The sequence below is a fragment of the Zobellella maritima genome (assembly GCF_003075035.1).
Taxonomy (GTDB): domain Bacteria; phylum Pseudomonadota; class Gammaproteobacteria; order Enterobacterales; family Aeromonadaceae; genus Oceanimonas; species Oceanimonas maritima.
In genome coordinates this window covers 1523118-1548262 of sequence record NZ_QCZE01000001.1, presented here as the reverse complement: position 1 = coordinate 1548262, position 25145 = coordinate 1523118, and the positions used below count along the sequence as shown (strand labels likewise).

Here is a 25145-nt window from a genome sequence, read left to right as displayed (position 1 = left end):
TGGAATGGTATATGGCGTTACTGATCATGCTGGGCTCCCTGTTTGGCCTGATGCTGGTCGGGGTCCCGGTGGCGTTCAGCTTTCTCAGTGTCAATCTGCTGGGTGCCTGGTTATTCATGGGGGGAGAGGCCGGCATCGGCCAGCTGGTGCGCAACTCGGTCGGCTCGGTCTCCAGCTTTTCACTGACCCCTATCCCGCTGTTTGTGATGATGGGCGAGCTGCTGTTTCATACCGGACTGGCGTTTCGGGCCATTTCCAGCATCGAGCGCCTGATAGCGCGGGTACCTGGCCAGTTGTCGATCGTGTCTATTCTCGGTGGCACCACCTTTGCCGCCCTGTCGGGATCGACCATTGCCAATACGGCGATGATGGGCAGTGCCTTGTTGCCGGAAATGCTCAAGCGCGGCTACCACCCCACCCTGGCCATGGGACCCATCATGGCTGTCGGCGGCATCGCCATGCTGATCCCGCCCTCGGCGCTGGCGGTGATGCTGGGCAGCCTGGCCGGTGTTTCCATTACCGGCCTGCTGGTCGGGGGCATAGTGCCCGGTTTGCTGATGGCCATCGGTTTTCTCGGCTATGTGGTTATCCGTTCGTCCCTGGCTAAAAACGACGCCGGTGAGCAGCAGGAAGAGCGGGAACCCTTGACTCGCCGGCAGCGCTGGTGGCCATTCTTGCGTGACGTAGTGCCTTTGCTGGGTATTTTCGTGGCGGTGGTCGGCAGCATGCTGGCGGGCTGGGCTTCACCCACGGAATCGGCGGCGATCGGCGCCCTGTCCGCGGTGCTGGCAACCCTGGCCTATGGTGTGCTTACCGTAAAGAACCTGGCCCGCGCCTTGCTGGAGACCGCCCGTATATCGGTAATCATACTGTTCGTGCTGGTGGCATCCACGGCCTTCTCTCAACAGCTGAGCTTTTCGGGTGCGACCGGTGGCTTGCTCTCGGTGGTGTCCGATTATGGCCTGACTCCCTTCTGGCTGGTGATCGGCATGCTGGCGATTATCCTGCTGATGGGCTGTGTCATCGACCAGGTGAGCATGATGATGATCACCTTGCCGTTTTTTATTCCACTGGCCAATGCCGCCGGCATAGAACCTATTTGGCTGGGGGTGATGATGTTGATCACCATGGAAATGGGCCTGCTGACCCCGCCCTTCGGCCTGCTGTTGATGGTGATGCAAAGTGTCGCCCCCGCTTCTGTACGCTTACCGCAAATCTATGCCTCTGCCGTGCCTTTCCTGCTGATTGAAGGCGTGGTGCTTGCGTTTATTTTATTGCTGCCATGGTTGGCAACCGGGCTCCCCGGCCTGATGGGTTAATTCGCTCCGCCCCCTAATAGGAAGCGGTTAAAAATCACATGGAGAAAGTAGATGAACAATAAATTTAAAACAGTCATCTGTTGTAGTGTGCTGACACTGACCCCCGCCTTGGTGCAGGCAGAAGAAATTACCTTGAAAGCGGTGACCGCATTTAGTCAGGACACCTATTTCAATCAGCGCTTCAATCAGTTTGTTGAAAAGGTCAATGCCGAAGGCAAGGGGCTGCTTCAAATTAACGTTATCGGCGGGCCAGAGTCGATGCCGCCATTTGAGGTCGGTAATTCGGTGCGGGCCGGTGTGGTTGATATGGCCAATACCACAGGGGTGTTTCACGCCAATATGGTGCCGGAAACCCTGGCAATGACCTTGACGGATAAACCCATGTCGGAGCTCAGGGATAATGGGGGGTATGCGCTGATGGACAAGATTCATCGCGACAAAGCCAATATGGTGTGGCTGGCGCGGCTGTCCGATGGCCTTGAATATCATGTTTATACCAATAAAAAAATCGACTCTGTGGATTTCTCCGGCCTGAAACTAAGAGGCGTGCCCGTATACCGTTCTTTCTTCCAGGAATTGGGAGCCACACCGCTGCAGGTGGCGCCGGGCGAAGTCTTTACCGCCCTGGAGCGGGGCGTGGTGGACGGTTATGGCTGGCCATCGGTGGGTATATTTGATTTGGGTTGGCAGGAGAAAACCCGGTATCGGGTTGAGCCCGGTTTTTACAATGTGGAAGTGAGCCTGTTTATGAATCAGAACGCCTGGGAACAGCTGGATAACGCCCAGCGTGAGTTTCTGAACAAGCAGGTAGCCTGGGTCGAATCCCTCAACAGCGGGGCGGCGGCCGACGCCGAGGCGGAGAAACAGCAGCAGGCTGCAGCCGGAATCGAGGCTGTCGTCTTGTCGGGCGAGCAGGCGAGGCGTTTCAGGAATATCTCGCAGCAGGCCGGCTGGCAGGCGGTGGAGCAATTGAGCCCCCAATATGTGCAGCAGCTGAAAGCCAGTTTCGGCGGTTAACAGCTCACGTTAACCGGTATTAACCACAGCGTTTTACGTCACTGATCCTAATTATGTCACCAAAGTCAGGGCTGAATGCCGATGGGCAGCCGACGGTTTGTTTGCCGGCTCCTGACTTTGTACTGCCATCCGCCAAATGTAGCGGTATTAACATCAGTTATTTAACGCCGAGCCAATGGATTTGAGCATGTCTGATAATACCTTGATGCGACGCTTTCCTTCTTCGGGGTACCTGGAACAGCAGGCAGCGGCGCGGCTGCCTAATTTTGTATTTGACTATCTGCAGGGCGGCAGTGGGCGGCAATGCAGTCTGGGCCGCAATATGGCGGCGTTTGAACAAGTGACGCTGACGCCGCGCTGTTTCAACGACTGCCAGGAGGTTGACCTGGGGACCACTTTATTCGGTCGACATTACCGGCTGCCGTTCGGCATCGCCCCCATCGGCCTGGATGGGCTGATCTGGCCCAGAACCGTCGAGTTTCTGGCGCAGGCGGCCAGGCAGGCCGGCTGTCCGGTGACGGCCAGCACGTTCGCGACCAGCAGCCTTGAAGAGGTGGCGAGGCTGGCCGGGGAAATGGCTTGGTTCCAGCTCTATCCCTTCAGTGATGGCGCCATAGAGCAGGACATAATGGCGCGGGCCGGTGCAGCCGGCTATCAGGTGCTGATGGTCACCGTGGATGTCCCGGTTGGCGGACGACGCGAACTGGATATGCGCAACGGACTGTCGCTGCCGCCCCGGCTGGGGGGACGTGTCCTGCTGGATATGATGCGCCACCCCGTCTGGACACTGAGCCATGCCCGCCGGGGGCCGCCGGGTTTCAAGAACCTGCAGCCTTATCGGCGTCATTCGAATGACTATTTGCCGGCAAAGATTGCGGGACGAGTGCCCTGGGCACGGCTGGTGCAATACCGCCAGCGCTGGCCCGGCCGACTGCTGGTAAAAGGGGTGCTGCGCGCGGAAGACGCGCTGCGCTGCCGAGAGCTGGGGATCGACGGTATCGTGATTTCCAATCACGGCGGCCGTCAGCTCGATAGCTGTCCTTCGACCCTGGGAGTATTGCCGGATATCCGCCGGGCAGTCGGGAACGATTTTCCGCTGATCATCGACAGCGGCCTGCGCTCCGGCCTGGATGTGGCACGGGCCATCGCCCAGGGCGCCGATTTTGCCCTGCTGGGGCGGACTTTTATGTATGGGGTGGCGGCCCTGGGCCAGGTGGGGGCGGGGCACGCAATAGATATGCTCAGCGATGAACTGGAAAACGCGATGCAGATGATGGGGTGCCCCGATATCGCCGGGCTGAAGCGCTGGCATACCGGTTCCACGGCACAATCAGGTTACATTAAGGGCGCAGGAGAATAGCGGTTATGGCAGAACGTTCGTTTGAAAGGGAAGTAAAAAAGCTGCACGCAGGCCAGGGGGAGCTATTTCATGGCGAGGGTATCCTGGCGGTGACCAAGGCGTTGCTCCAGTCGGGCGTATCCTATGTTGGTGGCTACCAGGGTTCGCCTATTTCGCACCTGATGGATGTCCTGGCCGACGCCAAGGAAGAGATCCTCGATGATATGGGGGTTCACTTTGAGACCAGTGCCAGCGAAGCAACCGCCGCAGCCATGCTGTCCGCATCGGTCAACTATCCGTTGCGCGGTGCCGTGACCTGGAAGTCGACCGTGGGGACCAATGTCGCCTCCGATGCCCTGGCGAATTTGGCATCGGGCGGGGTGACCGGTGGTGCCGTGATCATCATCGGCGAAGACTACGGTGAAGGTTCTTCCATCATGCAGGAGCGCACCCACGCCTTCGCGATGAAATCCCATATCTGGCTGCTGGATCCGCGGCCCAATCTGCCCAGCATAGTGGATGCCGTCGAAAAGAGTTTCGAGCTGTCGGAGGCGAGCAATACTCCGGTGATGGTACAGCTGCGTATTCGCGCCTGCCATGTGCACGGCCAGTTTATCGCCAAGGACAACATCAGACCGGAATTCACCCTGCAACAGGCATTGACTAACCCCCAGCGGGATCTGAGCCGCATCGTGTTGCCTCCGGCTACCTTCGTACATGAACAGGAAAAAGTCGAACAGCGGCTACCGGCGGCGATCGCCTTTATCAAGCAACATAAATTGAATGAGTTTTTTGCGGGGGAGCGGGAAGATGTGGGCATAATCGTCCAGGGCGGGAGCTATAACACGACTATCCGCGCCCTGGAGCACCTTGGCCTGGCCGACGCCTACGGACGTTCCCAGCTGCCCATGTATGTGATGAATGTCGCCTTCCCGCTGGTTGAGGACGAGCTGCTGCAGTTTGTCGCCGGCAAATCGGCGGTGCTGCTTATAGAAGAGGGCAATCCCGAGTTTATCGAGCACGAGCTCAACAGCATTCTTGTGCGTTCGGGCTGCAAGACGGTGCTGTGCGGTAAAGCCGTGCTCCCGCGGGTAGGAGAATATAGCTGCGATGTGCTGAAAAAGGGGATCCGCAACTTCCTGCAGCAGCATACCCGGGATCTGTTGCAGGATGAGGTATCCATCTCGTTTGTTCCCCGTCAGCCGCTGTCGGTGGCGGCACTGACCGAGGTGGTACCGGCACGGCCCGCCGGTTTCTGTACCGGTTGTCCCGAGCGGCCGATTTTTTCCGCCATCAAGCTGCTGGAAAAGGAAAGGGGTGACTTTCATATCAGCTGTGACATTGGCTGCCACCTGTTTTCGATACTACCGCCCTTCAATCTCGGCGCCACCACCATGGGCTATGGCCTCGGCGGCGCCTCGGCCTCGGCCTTCAATGTCGAGTCGGACAAGCCGCCCATTGCCATCATGGGCGACGGTGGCTTCTGGCATAACGGCCTGACCAGCGGCGTGGGGAATGCGGTTTTTAACAAAAGCAACGGCGTCAACCTGATCATCGATAATGCCTACACGGCGGCGACGGGCGGCCAGGATATCCTTTCCTCCAAGGCCAGTAACCCGAACCGGGCCACCAATAATCCCATTTCCCGGGCGGTGGAGGGGGTGGGCGTCAAGTGGGTGAAAACCCTGACCAGGACCTATGATGTGTCCGCCATGCTTAAAACCCTGCGTGAGGCGGTCACCACCAAAGGGGTCGGCCCCAAGGTGATCGTGGCCCAGTCCGAGTGCATGCTCAATCGGGAACGGCGGGAAAAACGCGGCCGCCGGGCCGATATCAAGGCGGGAAAACGGGTCACCGAAGCACGTTTTGCCATCGATGAACAGACCTGCACCGGGGATCGAGCCTGTGTTCGGCTGTCCGGATGTCCTTCGCTGACCATTAAGCCCAATCCGGATCCCTGGCGCGCGGATCCTGTTACCCGCATCGACAACAGCTGCGTCGGCTGCGGTCTGTGCGGCGAAAATGTCCATGCGGATATCCTGTGTCCATCCTTTGTCCGGGTCGAGGTGGTGCATAACCCGGGGCGCTGGGAAACCGTCAAAAGACGGATAGCACAGCGCATCATTCACTGGCTGCAACAGCGAGACCTGAAACGCCATGCCAGCTATCAGCCGGAGGGAACATGCTGATGAACAACTATAAACGGATCAATATCGCGATCACCGCCATGGGCGGGCAGGGCGGCGGCGTGTTGGCCGACTGGATAGTCGGTATGGGTGAAGCTGCCGGTTGGCAGGTACAGTCATCTTCGGTGCCGGGGGTGGCCCAGCGAACCGGCGCCACCGTCTATTACCTGGAGCTGTTCGATGGCTCCCAATCGCCAGGGGAGCCGGCTCCCGTCTTGTCCCTGTCTCCGGCCAGCGGAGATGTCGACCTGGTGGTGGCCGCCGAACTGATGGAAGCCGGTCGCGCCATCCAGCGCCAATTCGTCACTCCCGAGCGCACCACGCTGATCGCCTCGTCTCACCGTGCCTATGCGGTGTCCGAGAAAGAGGCTCTGGGCAATGGCATCGCCGATTCCGACGCCGTGCATGCGGCGGCGCGGGAAATGGCCCGTCGTTATATCAGCTTCGATATGGCGGCGGTGGCGGAGCAGACCGGCAGTGTCATCAGTGCCGTCCTGTTCGGCGCTATCTTTGGCAGCGGCGCCCTGCCCTTTCCCCGTGAGGCATTTGAACAGGCGATTCGTGAGGGAGGCATAGGGGTCGACAAGAGCCTGGCCGCTTTCGCGGCCGGGGCTTTGCAGGCACAGGGGCCCGATGTCGTGGCCGCCGACGCGCTCGCTACTACCGCTGAAGGGTTCTCTGGCTGGGATTACCGGGGTAACGATGCCGGGATACAAGGGCTGGTGGAGGCCGTCCGGCGGGACTTTCCCGATGCCCTGACGGCAACGGTAATGGAAGGGGTGCGCAGGATGCTGGATCACAGCGATCTGCGCTATGCCCGGCTTTACGTCGAGCGCATGCTCAGGCTTCTGGCCCTGGATTATGCTCACGCGGGCGGTGACCAGACGGATTGGCGCTTCAGCCGGGAGGCGGCCTCCAGGCTGGCTCTGTGGATGGCCTATGAGGACACTATCCGGGTAGCCGATATCAAGACTCGCTCCCGGCGCTTTGCCCGCCTGTACCAGGAAGTGGGCATCAATGCGGACAAGGTGTCCTACTTTACCGAGTTTCTCCATCCCCGCCTGGAAGAAGTCGCCGAAACCCTGCCGACCAGGCTGGGGCGCTGGGTGCTGCGTACCAGCTGGGCCGGCCGGCTGCTGGAGATGCTGTTTGCCGGGCCGAAAAAGCTCTCTACCCAAAGCCTGGCGGGCTTCCTGTCATTGTATCTGGTGGCCAGGATGCGCCCGTTGCGTCGTTATACCCTAAGGGACTCGCTCGAACAGGCACGGATTAATGACTGGCTGCAGCAGCTGGAGGAAACGGTGTCGGTGGACTATGCACTGGCCTGCGAACTGGCGGTATTGCCGGAGCTTATCAAGGGCTACAGTAAAACCCGCGAGCGGGGCTTGGGAAGCTTTAATATCCTGTCTGCCGCGGCCAGGGCGTTGCTTGGTAGCCTTGATAGGGTCGATATTATGCGTCAGCTGAAAGCAGCGGCGCTGGAGAGTGAGCAGGGGACCGAGTTGTCTGCCGCGTTGAGCCGACATCACCTGACCCATCTGCTGCAGCCGCAAGCGGGTAAGTTTGCAGTGGAGGCCGAGGGGATTACGCCGCTGCCCTGTGGTCGTTGATCCTCGGCAGGCTGGCCCCGGCTTTGCGGCGAGACATCATTGGGTTTTGTTGATGCTCTGTATCAATACGAATGTGAGCCGGGTGTTGAGTGGCAAGAGGAGCGGGCTTTTGCTGGCGGTGGCGCATCGCACATCAAGTATCTGTTGCCCAGTATAGGAGCCGTGAGGGAGCTGGTTATTGATGCCACCGGCTCCTGCTCAAAAAAGCAGTATTGCTGCCTTTGCGGCAAGAAAGAATGCCGGCTCTTGGGAGGACGGTCATCCCGGCAATGTGGCTGAATGGAAAAGCGCATCTGGCGACCATCAGCGGACGTTGGCGAAAACGGCGATGGCCAGCTTCAAGCAACAGTTCACTCCAAAACCGAGTTTACAACGGTCAGGTAGCTAAAATCCTGGCTGGGGTGAAGGTGATGAACAACGTCATAGGGCGTGGAATGCCCATTCGACAGCCGGTCAGCCAGCCGCGTTAAGCCCAGTAGCAACGGGCTGCCCTGGCTCTGATTTGAACAACAACTCCCCGTACGACAATAGGGCGCCATGCCGAATACTGTTCAGTTAGGGGGAGCCCTCCTCTATCACGCCGACCGTTGGCGTCATGGCCGAAAAGTGCTCCTGCCGTTCCGGCATTTCCGCCATCCATGGCGGTCAGTGACGCCGCCGAGCCCCCAGGGACGGGTTTTCGGCGAGTCGGCGTGTAGAGGAGGACGCCCCTTTTCATCTTAAGTGAACGGCATTGGGCGCCATGCCCTCTTTTCCTTTCAAATATCAGGTGGTTTTTTTGTTTGCCTGTCCCTAAAGGGACATGGCACCGGAACCAATGATAATGGATTATTTCAATTGTTTCTTGGTTGTTAAATTCGTTGTTCGGCATGAGGTTATTGCTCAATGCCGGCATAAAGGAGAGGGAAAATGACTGCATTCACCGATATCCAGCAATTAGAAAAACCATACTGGCACCCAATGGCTCACCCGGCAGTCGCCCGACAGACCGCCGCTACCCGTATCATCTCGGGAGAAGGGGTCTATGTCACCGATGACAAGGGGCAGCGAATGATCGATGGTGTGGCAGGCCTGTGGAACGTCAACCTGGGGCATGGACGACCAGAAATCAAGAGCGCGATCATGCATCAGCTCGATGAACTGGCCTATTACCAGAGCTTTGATGGTGTCAGTCATCCCCGGGTGGAAGAGTTGTCGAACACGTTGACAGCCATGCTGGCTCCCGAGCAGATGGCCCGGGTGATGCTGAGTTCCGGAGGATCGGATGCGGTGGAAACCGCGCTGAAACTCAGCCGGCAGTACTGGAAGCTGGCAGGGGAGCCCGAGCGAACCAAGTTTATTTCTCTCAAGCAAGGCTATCACGGTACCCATTTTGGCGGGACGTCGATCAATGGCAGCCTGGCATTCCGGCGCAATTACGAGCCACTGTTGCCCGGCTGTATTCAGATAGATACGCCCTGGTCTTATCGCAATCCCTGGAATGCCACCGGTGAAGAACTGGGCGCTCTGTGCGCGGCCCAACTGGAGCGGGAAATTCTGGCTCAGGGGCCGGATACAGTGGCGGCCTTTATCGCTGAACCGGTGCAGGGCGCCGGCGGGGTGATTGTACCTCCGGCCAACTTCTGGCCTTTGGTGAGGGCGGTCTGTGACAAGTATGGGGTGTTGCTGATTGCCGATGAAGTGGTCACCGGTTTCGGTCGCAGTGGCAATATGTTCGGCAGCCGGGGATGGGGTGTCAGCCCGGATATTATCTGCCTGGCGAAGGGGATTACGTCGGGTTATATCCCACTGGGGGCGACGCTGGTCAACCAGCGGATTGCCGATGCCTTCGAGCAAAATGGCAACTTTACCGGTGCGTTGATGCACGGTTATACCTATTCCGGCCATCCGGTAGCCTGCGCCGCTGCGCTGACCTGCCTGGATCTGGTTGAAAAGGAGCAGATTCCCGCCAACGCCGCCAGGCAGGGAGAGTATCTGCTGCAGGCGCTCAAGCCGTTCGAGCAGAAGTTCTCTTCGGTCGGCGAGGTGCGTGGCAAGGGACTGATGCTGGCACTGGATCTGGTGACCGACAAGGCGAGCCGGGAGCCGGTCGATCCGATGAACGGATTTGCCAATGAAATCGCCAAGGTGACCCGAGAGCATGGTGCCATGGTACGTCCCGTCGGTACCAAGATTATCTTGTCTCCCCCCCTGACCATTCAGCAGCCGGAACTGGACATCCTGGTCAATGCCCTGGATGTGGCCTTTAGCCGGACCAGCCCGATGCGTTAAGGGTGTTGATCCCTTGTCGATGATTGATACCGCCCGGGCAAGCAAGGCTGGCTGAGAGACCGGGAAACCCGGTTAAACAGGGGGGCTTGGAGTCATCGGAGGCGGTATCAAGCTGGGCGTTTGCGCCTGTATTTAAAGTGTATTGAGGAGACCAGGATGTCCCGAAGTGAAACTCTTTCCATGGCCAGTCCCGCTGGTTTGACTAACCGACCCAGGTTGGGTCTGATGTCCCTGTTTGCCGTGGCGGTGGGCGTGGTGGTGGTGCAAGGCACCATGGTGTCGGTGCTGCAGGGGGCGGGAATTGGCGGTTATGGCTTTATGGTGGCCATTATCCTTGCCGCCTTATTAGCCCTCTGTTACGTATTCTCCTTTTCCGAGCTGTCGCTGATGCTACCTGGGGCCGGCAGTGTCAGTGTTTATACCGAAGCGGCGCTCGGCCATTTCCCCGCTATTGTTGCAACACTGGCCGGCTATCCAATCGTGGCCATGTTTGCGTTGTCGGCTGAATTGCTGCTGGTGGAGTTTATCCTCGGCCAGCTCTATCCGACGTTATTCGGATTTCCCGGTATCGGTCTGGGGCTGCTGGCTTTGCTGGTCGGCCTTAACCTGCTGGGCGTGGATATTTTCGCCCGGGTACAAAGCTTGCTGGCGTTTGTGATGCTGACAACACTGCTATTGATAGGCTTTTCCGGTGTGAGCGGGCAGGGGGCCATGGGGTCTGTGGTCTCGGTGATTGAGCTCAATCCACTGGGAATGGGAGTGTTTTCACTGGTAGCACTGGCCATCTGGGCCTTTGTCGGTCTGGAGTTTGTCTGCCCACTGAGCCCGGACTGTCAAAACCCCAGGCGGCATGTGCCTTTGGCCATGATCCTGGCGCTGGTGGTGTTGTCCCTTATTTACCTGTTGCTTGTCTGGGCCGGGCTCAAGTTTGTGCCTATGGTGACCCTTGCCGGATCAGAACTTCCCCATATGGAGCTGGTTTTAACCTTGTTTGGCGATAACGGCATGCTGTTGCTGGCAGTGGCCGCCATTACCGCAACCTGCAGTACGGTCAATACCGTATTGGCCACGGTACCCCGCATGCTGGCAGGGATGGCCGACAGTGGTCAGTTACCTGCCTGCTTTGCTAACCGCCGTGCCAATGGTACACCCTGGGTCAGTACATTGGTTCAGGCGCTGATGATTGCTGCACCCGTCATGCTGCTGGGTCATAACCCTCAGATCATCATCCTGTTGCTGATCTCGGCCGCGGCGGCCTGGATAGTAACCTATATGATCGCCCACCTGGATGTACTGGTGTTGCGTCGACGCTATCCAGAATTGTCCCGCCCGTTCAAAACGCCCTGGTGTCCAGTGCCCCAGATTCTGGGGGTGATGGGCATGGGTTATGTCTTTTTCAATAACTCACCCAGCCCCGAATTGACGGCACAGGTTTACGGCAATACCGCCCTGGTATTGGGGATGGTTTCCCTGTTCGCCGTGCTCTGGGTACGACTCAAAATGAAAAAAGGTTTGTTTGAAGCTACCCCTTTGTCTCAGCTGCCTTTGGAACGATAAGGCAGGTATCTCGATGTTAAGGAAGAGAAACATGACCCAGTTTACCGATACCCGACTATTTCCCAACTTTTCCCAGTTCTTTGATGGCCACGCCAGTCAGGGAGAAGGAGCCTCATTGACGGTGGTTAATCCGGCCACCGGAGAGCAACTGACCAGCTGCCGAGCGGCGAGTCAGGTGCAGCTTGAACGAGCCATATCCAGTGCCAGGCAGGCATTCCGTGTGTGGCGTGACAGCACTCACCAGGAGCGCAGCAATCTGCTCAATGAGATCGCCGATACCATGGCAACCCATGAAGAAGAGCTGGCCCGCTTGATCACCCTGGAACAGGGCAAGCCGCTGACCCTGGCCCGTTTTGAGGTGCAGGGAGCGATAGCCTGGACCCGCTACACGGCGGGTCTCGATCTGCCGGTCAGTGTGTTGGAGCAGAGCCCGCAACGACGCGTCGAGCTGCAACGCAAACCGTTGGGCGTGGTCGCTTCCATCCCCCCCTGGAATTGGCCCCTGTTGATTTGTATATGGCATATCATGCCGGCGGTACGGGCGGGGAACGCTGTGGTCTGCAAGCCTTCCTCCCTGACCCCCTTGACGACGCTGCGGTTGTTCGAGCTTATCAACAAGATTGCACCTCCGGGCCTGTTCAATATTGTCACGGGATCAGGGGGCGAGCTGGGACGGGCCCTGAGTGAACATAAGGATATTGCCAAGCTGGTGTTTACCGGATCCACAGGGGTTGGCCAGGATATCATGGCGCGCAGTGGTGCCAACTTGAAGCGGCTGACGCTGGAACTCGGCGGTAATGATGCCGGCATTGTCCTGCCTGATGCGCAACCGGCACAGATCGCAGCGGCCCTGTTCCAGGGCGCCTTTATCAATATGGGACAGACCTGTGCCGCACTCAAGCGCCTTTATGTACCCGATGCGCTCTACGATGAGCTCTGCGACCTGTTGTGGGAGCAGGCAAAGGCACAACATGTCGGTGATGGTATGGAGGAAGCGGTGAATTTCGGTCCGGTGCAGAATGCACACCAGCTGAAGTTTGTACAGACGCTGTTATCGGCGGCGAAAAATGAAGGCGCCACCGTGCTGGATGGCGGCCAACCGTTGCCAGCTCAAGGGTTTTTTATGGCACCTACCCTGGTGCGGGACATTGCCTACGACAGCAGGCTGGTTCTGGAAGAACAGTTCGGTCCGGTACTGCCTATCGTGCGTTATAGCACCCTGGAGCAGGCGATAGAGTGGGCCAATGCATGCGAGTTCGGACTGGGGGGATCTGTCTGGGGAACAGACCCGGAGCAATTGCGTCTGGTGGCGGACCAACTGGATTGCGGTACCGTCTGGATAAATGGTCATGCCGAAGTCTTGCCTCACGTGCCTTTTGGCGGAAGCAAGATGTCCGGTATTGGCTGTGAGTTTGGTCTTGAAGGGTTGCTGGAGTACACCCAAATGCAAGCGGTTAATATTCGGGGTGAGTGAGCCCTGAATCCATGGTTTTATGGGAGTAATGATTCCACTGGCAATTCCGCTCGCCACAGCCCCTGTGTTTATACCGGGAGTGTGACCTTCTGTCGAGATGGATTGTCAGTATTATCAATGCAATAGCCGGTATTTTGATACTATTTAAGGCAGGAGGCCTTGTTGTTATGCTGATTGATTTTCTTGAAAGAATGTCTGGTAACAGAGAACGACGTAATATTGCTTGCAGGGCTGTTTTGGGCAGGATTTCAATATTCCACCCCTGTTCACTTTCTTTTTTAATTTTATTTTCACTTCTTCAGGTGATCAGCCCGGTTGCGCTGTCCGATGAACAAGGTGCCAAACAGGGTGAGAAGTTTGACCCCGCACAATTGGTTTCCCCTACGCGGGTGGTTACCCTGGGAACGGGAACCCCCAATATTTTGCCCGGGCGAAGTGGTACGGCAACTGCCGTGGTGGTTAACCAGGACCAGGTTTATCTTTTTGATGCGGGCTCAGGGTTTATGGAAACATTGTCTCAGTTTCTCGAGCCGGGAAAGCAAAACATATTTCCGACATCTCCCTCTTACCCTGAGTTCATGTATCCCACTTTTCTCAATAAACTGTTTCTGACTCACCTCGACTCGGATCACATACTTGGGATCCCTGAATTACTCCTGAGAGGATGGGTGCTCGAACGTAACGAGCCGGTAAAAATATGGGGCCCAAAAGGAACCGAGCAGGTGGTAAAAGGCGTCGTTTCCGCCTATCAGCCTGATATTCAGCATCGTCTGCAGAGCCTTCCCATCAGTAAAGGCGAGCCTTATTCAGGGGTCGTCACTGAATTTGATAAGTCAGGTGTGGTCTACCAGGACAAGTACGTCACCATTACCGCATTTACAGTAGAGCATGGTTCCTGGAAAGAAGGGGAAGCGTTTGGATATAGAATTGACGCGCCGGATAAATCGATTGTTATTTCGGGAGACACTTCCTATTCGCAAAATCTGATAGAAAACGCCAAGGGTGCTGATATATTGCTGCATGAAGTCATGTCGGAAGAAGGCTTGGCAAAACTGCCCGAAAAGTGGCAGCATTATATGCTGGCGGCTCACACGACAACAAGGCAGCTGGCTGATATCGCCAAACAGGTGAAGCCAAAATCCCTGGTCATGATCCATCCATTGCTCTTTGGAAAGCCGGAAGAGTCCCTGGAGCAAGAACTGGCAGGCCATTACTTCGGAGAATTCAGCCTGGCTAATGATGGCGATGTATTTGAGTAAAGTGGTATTGTTATGCAGATAGTGACTTAATAACTCGGTGAGACTTTTTATTATATTGTCAATAACCTGGTGATGAGGACCCGGCTTGCCGCTTTGACGTGGCAAGCCGTTCAAGTATCAGCTTTTAATATGAACTGAGTTCGGCATGCGCTGATACCGGAGGCGTTATCCGGATCGGAGTAGAAGTGCCCATGCTGTCTTTTTGTAATACAGCCGCCCCGCAAGGCCCTACAGGTGTTTCGGCGTGGTTTGCTCGATCAGCTGGTGACAGGCTTTAACGGGTATGAAGCGTCATCCCCATTCTCCAGGGTTATCAGATGATTGAGGAACATAAGAAATAAATCTGCCTGAGACCCCAGACTTAGCTTGGCATAGGCCCGTTTACGATGATTCTTGACCGTGCCTTCGCCTATTCCCAATCGTGCCCCGATTTCTCGTGAGCTGTGACCGAGGAGCACCAGGCGCAATATTTCCTTTTCACGGGGAGTGAGCAAGCTTCCTCCCAGACTGGAAAAGGCGCGGTCTATCCGGCCTTTAACGTCTTCTTGCTCCGGCGGCGTCGCCGATAATTCACCACTGAGGCTTCCCCAGTGCTGCAGGCACAGGTTCTGGATCAGTGGTTCGAGCTGACGTAGCGTGACCAGTTCCTGCTGACTCAGCATGTTCCGCTTACCAAGTCGACCGAGAGAAAATACGATTGTGACGTCGTCATTAACCCGGCAGATGATACCCACTTCATCGCGCCAGCCGGTATTCTGGTAGAACCCCTGGAAGTAATCGCTGTTGCTCAAGAAGCGAGGATGAAGTTCTGACAACAGGTAAATGCCTGGTGCTATTCCCGACTTTATCGCTTGATAAAAGGGATCCTCCCGGTAGGCCTGGTGAAGATAGTGCTCAAACAGCACTTGTCGCTGTTCGGTCAGGGTGTCGTATAGATAGATGGGTTTATGGTGTCGGCTATAGCCCAGCACCAGGGCACAGTCGAAACAAATACCGCTGTTGATAAATGACAACAATGCCTTGGGAAATGACGGGGTATGGATGGCGGCCACGGTATCGGAAATAAGCGGTAACCAGGGGGGGGGAGTGCTATCCCACATTCATTTTCTCCAGCAGCGTCTGGCGAGGTTTTCCAGGGCCCGAGCATAGCCTTGCCAGTAAGTGAGAACAGAATATCAGCTTCTCATTTATTTGGCACGAGCAGAGCGCAGCACAGGGAAAGTCAATAACGGATCCTGATAGTGCTATAAATTACTGATACAAATACCGCACCATTTCGAGACAGAAGTCAGGATTCGATAAGCAGACCCCCTTTGCTCTCCTTGGGGTCATGGTCGTCTACTGCTCTTTAGTCCGCAATAACCCATCGGCAAACTGGCGATTAAGACAGCTTTTCCGCTTGCAGTGCTGTTATTCCTTCAGCAGCCAGGAATTCACATACTCGATGTTCTCCACCCCCTCCGGCAGCTCGGCGACGTTAAGGGGCCGCCGGGTGTCGATCATCACCGCCACTTCATCGGTTTCGGTGCGGGTATGCTTGGCGCCGGCGGCGAAGGCCTTGGGATGGGGCCCATGGGTAACGCCGCAGGGGGGCAGGATGATCATGCCGGCATCAACATTGTCCCGGCTGAAGAAGCTGCCCTTGTAGTCGAAGGTGAATGGGGAACTGGAACCAGTTACGCATTCACTTGCTCTCCTTGTCTCTCCATCGCATCGGCGATGTCAAACGCCTGCTCGAGTACCCGGGTATCACCAATATGATTGGCGAGTAAAAGGATCAGCCGCGCATTGATCCGCAGACTGCGCTCCACGTCATCCACCCGGTGCAGGTCGATCAGGCGGGTATAGATATGGTCCGGATCCTGGCAGTTCAGGGTCTGTTTCAAGTCACTCATGTTCGCATTCCTCCAGGTTGGCACAGGCTTTGGCCTGGGCTCGACGAATATCTTCTACACTCCACTGGCGCCAGCGGGCACACACATGCTGGTCCGGACGGAACAGGTAGAGACTGCCGGGTGTGGCATCGAAGCGCTCGAACAGTACGCCTTCCTTGTCCTGCATGATTATCAGGTCATTACAGCTTCCCCGCGCGCCCTGGGCCAGTATCACCAAAGGCCGGATGGGAATGGCTCCCTGCCGCAGGGACTGCAGGGTCGTCACCGGGATTCGGGCGACGTTCTCGGCAAAAAAGACGGCGCAGAACTCATTGCCCAGTTGGTTTAGAAGCCAGCTATCTTCGCCAGTGTGGATACGCACGGGGCCATCGGTAGCCACCACGCCCGGTGCCTGCCGGTCACTGAACATGTCCCGATCCGCGGTGTTGAGCTGCGAGTCCAGCAATTTGCTGGGCAGTGAGAGCCGTCCCGAGTTAACGAAGGCACGGGCGAAGGGATAATCCCTGGCCAGTGCCAGTGTCTGATCCCGGAAGACTCGGCTGACCTTGTTTTTAGGGCTGATAAAGTCGGTTGAGCGGGTGGAATTCAGAATGTTTTCATCCGCGGCCAGGCTGCGCTCATGCTGATAGCTGTCCAGCAGCCGGCGGGGGGCTTTGCCATCCAGCACCAGTTTCAGCTTCCAGATCAGGTTGTCTGCATCCTGTACACCGGAATTGGCGCCGCGGGCACCGAACGGACTGACCTGATGGGCCGCGTCACCGATAAAGATCACCTTATCATGGATAAACTGCTCCATGCGCCGGCACTGGAAGGTATAGACGCTGACCCATTCCAGCTCGAAGTTATCGTGACCGAGCAGGGCGCGTACCCGGGGAATCACCTGTTCCGGCTGCTTTTCAAATTCCGGGTCTGCATCCCAACCCAGATCGAAGTCGATGCGCCACACATCGTCCGCCTGCCGGTGCAGCAGCGTGGACTGTCCCTGATGGAAAGGTGGGTTGAACCAGAACCAGCGTTCGGTCGGAAAATTGCCCTGCATCAGTACATCGGCGATCAGAAACCGCTCCTGAAATACCTGGCCCTTGCTCTCCAGCCCCATCAGGGTGCGAATGCCGCTGTTGGCCCCATCGGCTACGAGCAGGTAGTCGCAGCGCAGGCGATAAGGACCATCCGGGGTATTGATATCCAGGCATACTCCCTGCTCTGTCTGGCTCAGATCGGTCACCCGGTTCTTCCAGCGCAGATCAATCAAAGGCTCATCATGGATCTGCTCTGCCATATACTGCTCAAAATAATACTGTTGCAGATTGATGAAGCCCGGTCGGCGATGATGGTCTTCCGGCTGAAGGTTGAAGTCATACACTTCACCTTCACCGGCGAACACGCGACCATGGTTCCATGTGATACCCTTGTCGACCAGTCGCTGGCCCGGCCCCAGCCGATCCATGATCTCCAGGGTGCGTTTTGCATAACACACGGCCCGGGAACCGACGCTGACGGTATTGTTGTCGTCCAGTACCACGACCGGCAGTCCCTGACGTGCACAGTCCAGAGCAGCGGCCATGCCCACCGGGCCGGCACCGATGATCACCAGCGGGTGATGTACCGGCTGTTCCGCATGTTGATCCGGACTGGTCCGGTAGTCGTAAACCGGATTCTGATAGGTGGCTTGCATCCTTGGCCCCTCTTAAAAAACGGATATGAAAGTGGATATGTTCCGGCCGCATGCGACGCCTTGACCCCGGTGGCTCAGGCTGATGACATGAACGAATCGTGAGTCGCGGCCGGGGTCACTGACTTAAGATTGTTGTTCCAGTACCTGCTGCAGGCTGTGCCACATGTCGGTATCCCGCTCGGCGGTCCAGATACGCGGGTCGGGATAGTCACCGGCCTCGTCGTAGCAACGGGTAATATCGAATGGCAGGCAGTGATCGAAAATCACCCAGTGGCCGTACCGGGGCGCCAGCAGTGCATAGGTTTCCCGGTAACATTCACCCAGACTCAGGCCCCGGGAACGGCCATCGGCCACGCTCTGGTACATGGTCTGAATAAAGTTACGGGTACCTTCAATGGCTTCGCGGCACTGTTCGGGGGTGATCAGGGCATCGCCCCGGCCGGGCACCAGCTGCTTTGGCTTGAGTGCCAGCAGGTTATCCAGGGTCTGGGGCCAGTCTTTATGGTAGGCATCGCCGCTGTAGGGCGTGGCACCGAACTCCACCAGATCACCGGCGAACAATATGCCTTCTTCCGGCAACCAGGCAATGGTGTCACCCTTGGTGTGGCCACGACCGACATGCATGATCTCTACCCGACGGTTACCCAGATCCAGCGTCATGCGTTCGTCGAACACCACATTGGGCCAGGTCAGGCCGGGTACCGATTCCACTCCGGCGAACAAACGGGGGAAACGGCCAACCTCCGACTCGAAATCCTGCTGGCCGCGTTCCTGGATCAGTTCGAAGGTCTGCCGGCTGGCAATGATGTTTTCCGGCTGGTAGGCGGAAGCACCCAGTACCCGCACCGCGTGATAGTGGCTCATTAATACGTGCTTGATGGGCTTGTCGGTCACTTCGCGCACCCGGCGGATCACATCCTCGGCCATGATCGGCGTGGCCTGGGTATCGATCACCAGGGCGGACTGCTCACCGATAATGATGCCGGTATTGGGATCGCCTTCGGCGGTATAGGCATAGACACCGGGGGCCAGCTGCTTGAAGCTGACCTGCTTTTCTTCTACGTCGGCGTGAGAGGCGAATTTTTTGCTCATCATCTGTTCCTTTGTTCCTTATCAATTACTGAATGGTGGTGTTGAGTAACTCTGCCTTACTGTGCTTATTGTTTCATATGCAACTAATATGAAGGGGTTCTCCGTTAGTTTCAAGTGTTATTTTTGTTAATATTTTGATTTAAATGGGTTGGTTATACCAGTTATTGCTTATTTTTACGGTTTCGTTGTGCTTGTTCTGGTTTTCAAGGCCTGGAATCAGAAAATTTAAATGGATTTAAATTTCATTGGAAACTAATTTTGGTTTGTGGTGGCCGGTAATCTGAATGCGTTTGCGCCAGCGGAGGCGCACCATCCTGTATCTGTGCACTTCGGGCCCATGCGAGGCGGTAGAGGGAAGTGACACAGGGTACAGACCGGAAAACCTTTACCTGTATAATGGCAATGGACTTTTTTGTTGCCCTGTTAAGTGGAATTGACGTGAAAGAATTAAAGCATTTTGTGCTGGATGATTTTGTCCCCTACAAGCTGGTACTGACGGCAGAGCGGGTCAGCAGCAGACTGGCTGAACTGTATTCCAGCGAGTTTGGCATCACGCGGCCCGAATGGCGGCTGATTGCCGCCATTGGTCACAAGGAGCAGGTGATAGCCCGAGAGTTGGCTGCGCTCAGCAGCATGGATAAGGTCAAGGTGTCTCGTGCACTGCAAGGAATGGAGGACAAGGGGCTGATCGTCCGAACTCCCATGCCTGAAGATCATCGCGCCGCCCTGGTCAGCCTGACCGAGGCCGGACTGAGCCTGTATCAAAGGATGGTGCCCCGAGTGCAGGAATGGGAGTCAAGCCTTATCGACTGCCTGTCGGCCTCTGAATACCGGGATCTGATCAGTGGACTGGATCGGCTGCTGAAACGGCTGAACGAGATGTAAAGCCTGGAATGGTGACGGGACTGTTTCAATTGGCTGATCGGCCTCGGCTGGGTCAATGTGTGCACCCCCAGGCCAGCGGGCCCAGTCGGCGTGGTCATAACGGCTGCTGTCCGCATCGTTCTGGTATAACCCGATTCGCCTGCTGTTAACGGCAGGGCCAGTCTTGGAATAGGGGCAAGTCAACCCCGTGCTTGAAGGCATGGAAGCGGACTTAGTGGTGGCAGATAAGGTTATGACTCCCGTCGCATCGCGACTCGATATGAGCGTTTGGCCAAAACGACGCCGTCATGCGCAATCAGCTCTCAACGGTGACAGGGACCGCATGATTGAGACCCTCCCTGATATTTACGTTTGGTTTCGCTGGGGTTTTCGCCAAACAGCCGTCGGTATTCCTGGCTGAAGCGCCCCATATGACCAAAGCCCCAGCGAGTGGCGATATCGGTGACCGATCGCTCAGCGCTTTGTTGACACAGTTCTTCTCTGACCCGCTGTAGCCGTACACTGCGTAGATACTCCATCGGGCTGATATCCCTGAAGTCCTTGAAGCCGGCATAGAGGGTGCGCAGGCTGACACCGGCCAACTCGGCAAGCAAGGCGGGGGTTATCGCCTCATCTGCATGGGCCTGAATATATTCTTCGACCCGTTTTACATGCCGTGGTGCCAGTCGCTTGTCGTCATTCGCCAGTGCCTGGGAGTAACAGTGGGGCTGGATATTCAGCAGGGTACCGATCACCAGTTGCTCCAGTTGCGGGTACAACAGGTGGCCGGGTGTTGTCTGGGTCAGCATCTGGCTTAGATAGGTCATCATGCTGTACCAGTGGGGGTTGGTCTGCCAGGCCAACCCCAGCTCGAATACCACGGGTTTTTTTATCGGTCGGCCCAGGTAACTACTGCAGGTCTGCTCCAGGGCCTGTCGGTCGATCCGGAGGATCAGCTGATCGCAGACGGTGTTCCAGCGCATATCCAGGGTCTGGGTGGGGTTGAGCACCGAGGCGGTACCGGCTACCGAGCGGAGCGGCTTGCCATCGCTGATGATATGGGCCTCTCCCTGGAGCGGCATCTGGATCAGATAAAAGTCTTCAAGGCGCTCTGGCCTGATGCGGACTTCGCCTCCGTATTTCAGGCGGTTGAACGACACCTGGCCGATGGGCACATGATGCAGGCGGGAGTGCAGCCTGGTTGAGCCGTCGGTTATCTCCAGGCTGTGAGGCTTGAATATGGAAGATACCTCCCCCTCTACTTCCCTGAGGTCCCGAGAGGTAAACAACAGTCGCTCGTCATTGTCCAGCAGGGACAACGCCAGCGCTGAATGTGGATGACTGAGTGATGACACCGAAATCTCCATGTGCATGTTGCTTGCGAGAGTCAAGTTCTGCTACGTCAGCAATGTCCTGCCACCAATATATGTTGCTCCTTTGTTAATTAGAATGGTTTTTTGTTGACCCGGGTCATGGCGGGCACTTTTTTCTCACCCATCGGATCCTCATTGCACTAATCGGATAATGCCGACATTCCTGCCAGTATTATTCGTTCCGCTCCCGCTCGTTGGAGAAATCCGAGCCACCAAAATAGTTGCACGCAACGGATAGCCGTCGCATTTGGCGGTGCGACGCTCCGCCTGTTCCTTGTCTAGCATGGCGTTACATCAGCCCAAAGGTGACAAGGAGAAGCAAGATGGGAACTTCAATTGAGATCAGTGCCCGGGACGGCAGCGGGGTATTCAGCGGTTACCTTGCGGTGCCGGCCAGTGGTTCGGGCCCCGGCCTGGTGCTGCTCCAGGAGATTTTCGGGGTCAACGCCAATATCCGTGACATCGCCGATTACTATGCGGAAGAAGGCTATGTGGTACTGGCTCCCGACCTGTTCTGGCGGCAGCAGCCGGGGGTCGAGTTGGGATACAGCAGTGAGGAGTTTCAACAGGCATTCGGTTTCTATCAGGGATTTGATCAGGACAAGGGCATCGCCGACATAGACGCCGCTCTGGGCGTATTGAAGGAGCGTCCAGAAGTGAACGGCGGGTTGGCGGTACTGGGTTTCTGCCTCGGTGCCCGGCTGGCATATCTGACCGCCTGCCGCTGTGATGTCGACGTGGCCATCGGCTACTACGGCATGGGCATGGAACAGCATCTCGATGAGGCCGACAACATCAAGGGTCGCCTGGTGCTGCATTTTGCCGGCGCCGATGAATACTGCCCGGCTGCCGCCCGCGAGCAGATCTATGCCGGACTGGAGGCGCGGGACAATGTCGAGCTCTATCTTTATCCAGAGGTCGATCATGCCTTTGCCCGGGCCGGCTCACCGCATTTTCACAAGCCGTCGGCACTGATGGCCCACCAGCGCTCGGTCACGGCGCTGCGCCGCCGGATTGGCCCCCATTACGATCTGTCCGCCTTGTGGGACAAGCACTGCGAGTACGAGTTCGACACCCGCAATGTCGAGGATACCATGGCGACCATGGTCAGCGAGCCCTATGTCAATCATATCCCCACCATGACCGGTGGGGTCGGTTACCGGCAGCTGTACCGCTTCTACAAGCACCATTTCGTCGACAGCAATCCGCCCGATACCAGGCTGACGCCGATTTCCCGCACCGTGGGCGATACCCAGATAGTGGATGAGCTGTTGTTCAGCTTTACCCACAGCTGCGAGATCGACTGGCTGTTGCCCGGTGTGGCCCCGACCGGGCGTTTTGTCGAAATTCCCCTGCTGGCGGTGGTCAAGTTCCGCGGCGACAAGCTCTATCACGAGCACATCTATTGGGATCAGGCCTCCTTGCTGGTGCAGGTTGGCTTGCTCGACCCGACCGGTCTGCCGGTGGCCGGGCGGGAAACGGCGGCCAAGCTGCTGGATGAATCACTGCCGTCCAACACCCTGATGGCCAGTTGGGCCGGCAGTGCGGGCAGGGACTGAATAATGGGAGCGTCAGTGATGAAAGAGTTCGAAAGCCGTACAGTGCTGATCACCGGCGGGGCCACCCTGATCGGACAGGCCGTCGCCGACAGCTTTGTCGCGGCCGATGCCAATGTGGTGATCCTGGACATCGATGCCGGGCAAGGTTCGGCGCTGGCCCGGCGACTGGGCCCCCGGGCCCTGTTTCTGGAGGTGGATATCACCGATGACCAGCAGCTTAGCCGCGCCATACAGCAGGCCGAAGCCCGGTTCGGTGGCATCGATTACCTGATCAATCTTGCCTGCAGTTATCAGGATGACGGGGTCGGTTCCGACCGGGACACCTGGCTCAAGGCCCTCGATGTCAACCTGGTCAGTGCCGCTATGGCGGCCAGGGCGGTATTGCCGGCGATGCGTCGACGCGGGGGAGGGGCCATCGTCAACTTCACCAGTATCTCGGCCAAGGTAGCTCAGACCGGGCGCTGGCTGTATCCGGCGAGCAAGGCGGCGATGCTGCACCTGACCCGTAGCATGGCGCTGGATTTTGCCGTCGACCGGGTACGGGTGAACTCGGTATCCCCGGGCTGGACCTGGTCCCGGGTGATCGAGGAAGTCAGCGGTGGCGATCGTGCCAGGGCCGACCGGGTGGCGGCGGACTATCACCTGCTCGGACGCTTGGGAGAGCCCCGGGAGGTGGCCAACGTGGTACGCTTCCTGTGCTCGGAGCAGGCCAGCTTCGTGACCGGCGCCGACTATGCGGTGGATGGCGGCTATGGGGTCATGGGACCTGAGCAGCAGCAGCCGGCCATTCCTCGGCTGGCAGAGCAGTAACGCCCTCAACGAATACTCAACGACAACAATGACATGGAGACAGTTATGACCCGACGTATTGCCATAGTGGGGGCGGGCCAGTCCGGCCTGCAAACCGCCATCGGCCTGCTCGATCAGGGCTATCAGGTTACCCTGATGTCCAACCGTACCGGCGAGGAGATCCGCAACGGACGCGTGATGTCCAGCCAGTGCATGTTTAACAACGCGCTGCAGACCGAGCGTGACCTGGGACTGAATTTCTGGGAACAGGAATGCCCGCCGGTTGAGGGGATCGGCCTGACGATCGCGGATCCGGGCAAGCCTAATGTCAGCCTGATCGACTGGGCTGCACGGCTGCACAATCCGGCCCAGTCGGTGGACCAACGGCTCAAGATGCCCATATGGATGGAGATTTTCAAACAGAAAGGCGGAGAATTGATCATCAGGGATGCGGGACTGGAGGAGCTGGAAGAGCTGGCCGCATCTCATGATCTGGTGATGCTGGCCGCCGGCAAGGGAGAGATAGTCCGCTTGTTCGAGCGGGATGCGCAGCGTTCCGCTTTCGATAAGCCCCAGCGGGCACTGGCGTTGACCTATGTACAGGGCATGACGCCCAGTGAACCCTTTTCCCGGGTTGCCTTCAATCTGATACCGGGCGTGGGCGAGTACTTCGTGTTCCCGGCGCTGACCGTCAACGGCCCCTGTGAAATTATGGTGTTCGAAGGGATCCCCGGCGGCCCCATGGACTGCTGGCAGGATATCAAGACCCCCCAGGAACACCTGCAGCGCAGCCTGGAGATAGTACGGCGTTTCACACCAGCCCAGGCCGAGCGTTGCAAGCATATCGAGCTGACCGACGATAACGGCGTACTGGCCGGTCGCTTCCCGCCCACGGTGCGCAAGCCGGTTGCGCGACTGCCTTCCGGACGCTGCATCTTCGGCATGGCGGATGCGGTGGTGGTCAACGACCCCATTACCGGCCAGGGTTCCAACAACGCCGCCAAGTGCAGCAAGGTGTATCTGGACGCCATAGTGGCGCACGGCGAACAGGACTTCAGTGCCGACTGGATGCAGCAAACCTTCGAGCGCTACTGGCATTACGCCGGTGACGTGGTGACCTGGACCAACAGCATGCTGCGGCCGCCTGAGCCCCATCTGCTTGAACTGTTGAGCGCGGCCCAGGTTTCTCCCGAACTGGCGTCAACTATCGCCAACGGCTTCGATAATCCGCCCGATTACTTCCCCTGGTGGGTGGCCCCCGATGCCTGCCGCTACCTGATTGGCCAGCACCTGAAGAAGGAGGCTTAAGATGAGCTCAGCAACAACCGCACTCAGGCAGGCGGAGCCGGTGACCGAGCTTGCTCCCCCTGTGGACACCAGGGCATTACGCAATGCCATGGGCCACTTTGCCACCGGCGTCACCGTGGTGACCGCCCCCGGCGAGGGCAGTGCCATGGTGGGCATCACCGCCAACTCCTTTTCGTCCCTGTCCCTGGATCCGCCTTTGATACTCTGGAGCCTGGCATTGAGTTCGCCCAACCTGGCCTCGTTTGTGGAAGGCAAGCCGTTTGCCGTCAACGTGCTTGGTCAGGGACAGGAAGCGGTGGCGATGCAGTTTGCCAGCGCCCGCGACAACAAGTTTGCGGGCATCGACTATCGGCTCAATCAACAGGATGTGCCCTTGCTGGCGGATACCCTGGCTCGATTCGAGTGTCGGGTAGAGTTTACCCGGCGACTGGGTGATCACCTGCTGATTGTGGGACGTGTCAAGGATTTCAGTACGGATGAAGGAGAGCCCATGCTGTTCTTCAAGGGCCGCTTTGGCACACTGAACGCCGCCGCGTCCTGACCTGCTCACCGGCCGGC

At 57.5% G+C, this 25145-nt stretch carries 19 protein-coding genes and 1 pseudogene; 14 read left to right on the top strand and 6 right to left on the bottom strand.

Translation table 11 applies throughout. The features are described 5' to 3' along the window. The first annotated feature begins 11 nt into the window (after positions 1-11). From DCS96_RS07115 to DCS96_RS07075, 9 genes are all read left to right on the top strand, one after another. Positions 12-1319 (top strand): TRAP transporter large permease, encoded by a 1308-nt coding sequence (locus DCS96_RS07115; RefSeq protein ID WP_198649948.1) that lies wholly within the window; start codon positions 12-14, stop codon positions 1317-1319. Between the two features lie 51 nt (positions 1320-1370). After that, entirely contained in the window at positions 1371-2336 is a 966-nt protein-coding gene (gene dctP / locus DCS96_RS07110) for a TRAP transporter substrate-binding protein DctP (RefSeq protein ID WP_116473607.1), read from the top strand. Positions 2337-2523: 187 nt separating this feature from the next. Beyond that, on the top strand, positions 2524-3696 hold the full coding sequence (locus tag DCS96_RS07105) for an alpha-hydroxy acid oxidase (protein WP_157953600.1): 1173 nt from the start codon (positions 2524-2526) through the stop codon (positions 3694-3696). A 5-nt stretch (positions 3697-3701) separates the two neighbouring features. Continuing rightward, complete coding sequence (locus DCS96_RS07100; RefSeq protein WP_116473605.1) at positions 3702-5864, top strand: indolepyruvate ferredoxin oxidoreductase subunit alpha; 2163 nt, start codon at positions 3702-3704, stop codon at positions 5862-5864. Beyond that, positions 5864-7471: an indolepyruvate oxidoreductase subunit beta family protein gene (locus DCS96_RS07095; protein ID WP_116474558.1), complete on the top strand. Its 1608-nt coding sequence runs from the start codon at positions 5864-5866 to the stop codon at positions 7469-7471. The genes DCS96_RS07100 and DCS96_RS07095 overlap by 1 nt, the downstream gene beginning before the upstream one ends. Before the next feature lie 909 nt (positions 7472-8380). Then, entirely contained in the window at positions 8381-9742 is a 1362-nt protein-coding gene (locus tag DCS96_RS07090; RefSeq protein WP_116473604.1) for an aspartate aminotransferase family protein, read from the top strand. A gap of 156 nt (positions 9743-9898) precedes the next feature. After that, complete coding sequence (locus DCS96_RS07085) at positions 9899-11299, top strand: APC family permease (RefSeq protein ID WP_198649947.1); 1401 nt, start codon at positions 9899-9901, stop codon at positions 11297-11299. 31 nt (positions 11300-11330) lie between these two features. Continuing rightward, a complete protein-coding gene (locus DCS96_RS07080; RefSeq protein ID WP_116473602.1) occupies positions 11331-12773 on the top strand; it encodes an aldehyde dehydrogenase family protein in 1443 nt (480 codons plus the stop codon). Between the two features lie 167 nt (positions 12774-12940). Further along, the gene (locus DCS96_RS07075; RefSeq protein WP_116473601.1) at positions 12941-14032 is read left to right on the top strand and encodes an MBL fold metallo-hydrolase; all 1092 of its coding nucleotides are present in this window, start codon (positions 12941-12943) and stop codon (positions 14030-14032) included. A 257-nt stretch (positions 14033-14289) separates the two neighbouring features. On the opposite strand, the gene DCS96_RS18935 is transcribed toward DCS96_RS07075, so the two are convergent. The 5 genes and pseudogenes from DCS96_RS18935 to DCS96_RS07050 form a co-directional block, all read right to left on the bottom strand. Then, the gene (locus tag DCS96_RS18935) at positions 14290-15132 is read right to left on the bottom strand and encodes a response regulator transcription factor (protein ID WP_116473600.1); all 843 of its coding nucleotides are present in this window, start codon (positions 15130-15132) and stop codon (positions 14290-14292) included. Between the two features lie 310 nt (positions 15133-15442). Further along, positions 15443-15685 (bottom strand): annotated as a pseudogene (locus tag DCS96_RS07065) (homogentisate 1,2-dioxygenase); the annotation flags it as partial. 23 nt (positions 15686-15708) lie between these two features. Beyond that, positions 15709-15927, bottom strand: coding sequence for a DUF2783 domain-containing protein (locus DCS96_RS07060; RefSeq protein ID WP_116473599.1), 219 nt, complete (start codon positions 15925-15927; stop codon positions 15709-15711). After that, the gene (locus tag DCS96_RS07055) at positions 15920-17602 is read right to left on the bottom strand and encodes an FAD-dependent oxidoreductase (RefSeq protein ID WP_116473598.1); all 1683 of its coding nucleotides are present in this window, start codon (positions 17600-17602) and stop codon (positions 15920-15922) included. The genes DCS96_RS07060 and DCS96_RS07055 overlap by 8 nt, the downstream gene beginning before the upstream one ends. Before the next feature lie 123 nt (positions 17603-17725). Next, the gene (locus DCS96_RS07050) at positions 17726-18694 is read right to left on the bottom strand and encodes an MBL fold metallo-hydrolase (RefSeq protein WP_116473597.1); all 969 of its coding nucleotides are present in this window, start codon (positions 18692-18694) and stop codon (positions 17726-17728) included. A 438-nt stretch (positions 18695-19132) separates the two neighbouring features. Here DCS96_RS07050 and DCS96_RS07045 point away from each other — a divergent pair, with 438 nt between their 5' ends. Next, the gene (locus DCS96_RS07045) at positions 19133-19579 is read left to right on the top strand and encodes a MarR family winged helix-turn-helix transcriptional regulator (RefSeq protein WP_232818200.1); all 447 of its coding nucleotides are present in this window, start codon (positions 19133-19135) and stop codon (positions 19577-19579) included. Between the two features lie 302 nt (positions 19580-19881). On the opposite strand, the gene DCS96_RS07040 is transcribed toward DCS96_RS07045, so the two are convergent. Beyond that, on the bottom strand, positions 19882-20913 hold the full coding sequence (locus DCS96_RS07040; protein ID WP_198649945.1) for an AraC family transcriptional regulator: 1032 nt from the start codon (positions 20911-20913) through the stop codon (positions 19882-19884). Positions 20914-21254: 341 nt separating this feature from the next. Between DCS96_RS07040 and DCS96_RS07035 the strand changes: the two genes are divergently transcribed. Genes DCS96_RS07035 through DCS96_RS07020 form a run of 4 tightly spaced genes read left to right on the top strand, consistent with a single transcriptional unit; the run spans position 21255 to position 25128 of the window. Then, on the top strand, positions 21255-22490 hold the full coding sequence (locus DCS96_RS07035) for a dienelactone hydrolase family protein (RefSeq protein ID WP_116473594.1): 1236 nt from the start codon (positions 21255-21257) through the stop codon (positions 22488-22490). An 18-nt stretch (positions 22491-22508) separates the two neighbouring features. Continuing rightward, on the top strand, positions 22509-23300 hold the full coding sequence (locus tag DCS96_RS07030; protein ID WP_116473593.1) for an SDR family oxidoreductase: 792 nt from the start codon (positions 22509-22511) through the stop codon (positions 23298-23300). Between the two features lie 45 nt (positions 23301-23345). Next, the gene (locus tag DCS96_RS07025) at positions 23346-24587 is read left to right on the top strand and encodes a styrene monooxygenase/indole monooxygenase family protein (protein WP_116473592.1); all 1242 of its coding nucleotides are present in this window, start codon (positions 23346-23348) and stop codon (positions 24585-24587) included. Between the two features lies 1 nt (position 24588). Continuing rightward, complete coding sequence (locus tag DCS96_RS07020) at positions 24589-25128, top strand: flavin reductase family protein (RefSeq protein ID WP_116473591.1); 540 nt, start codon at positions 24589-24591, stop codon at positions 25126-25128. Positions 25129-25145 lie beyond the last annotated feature (17 nt).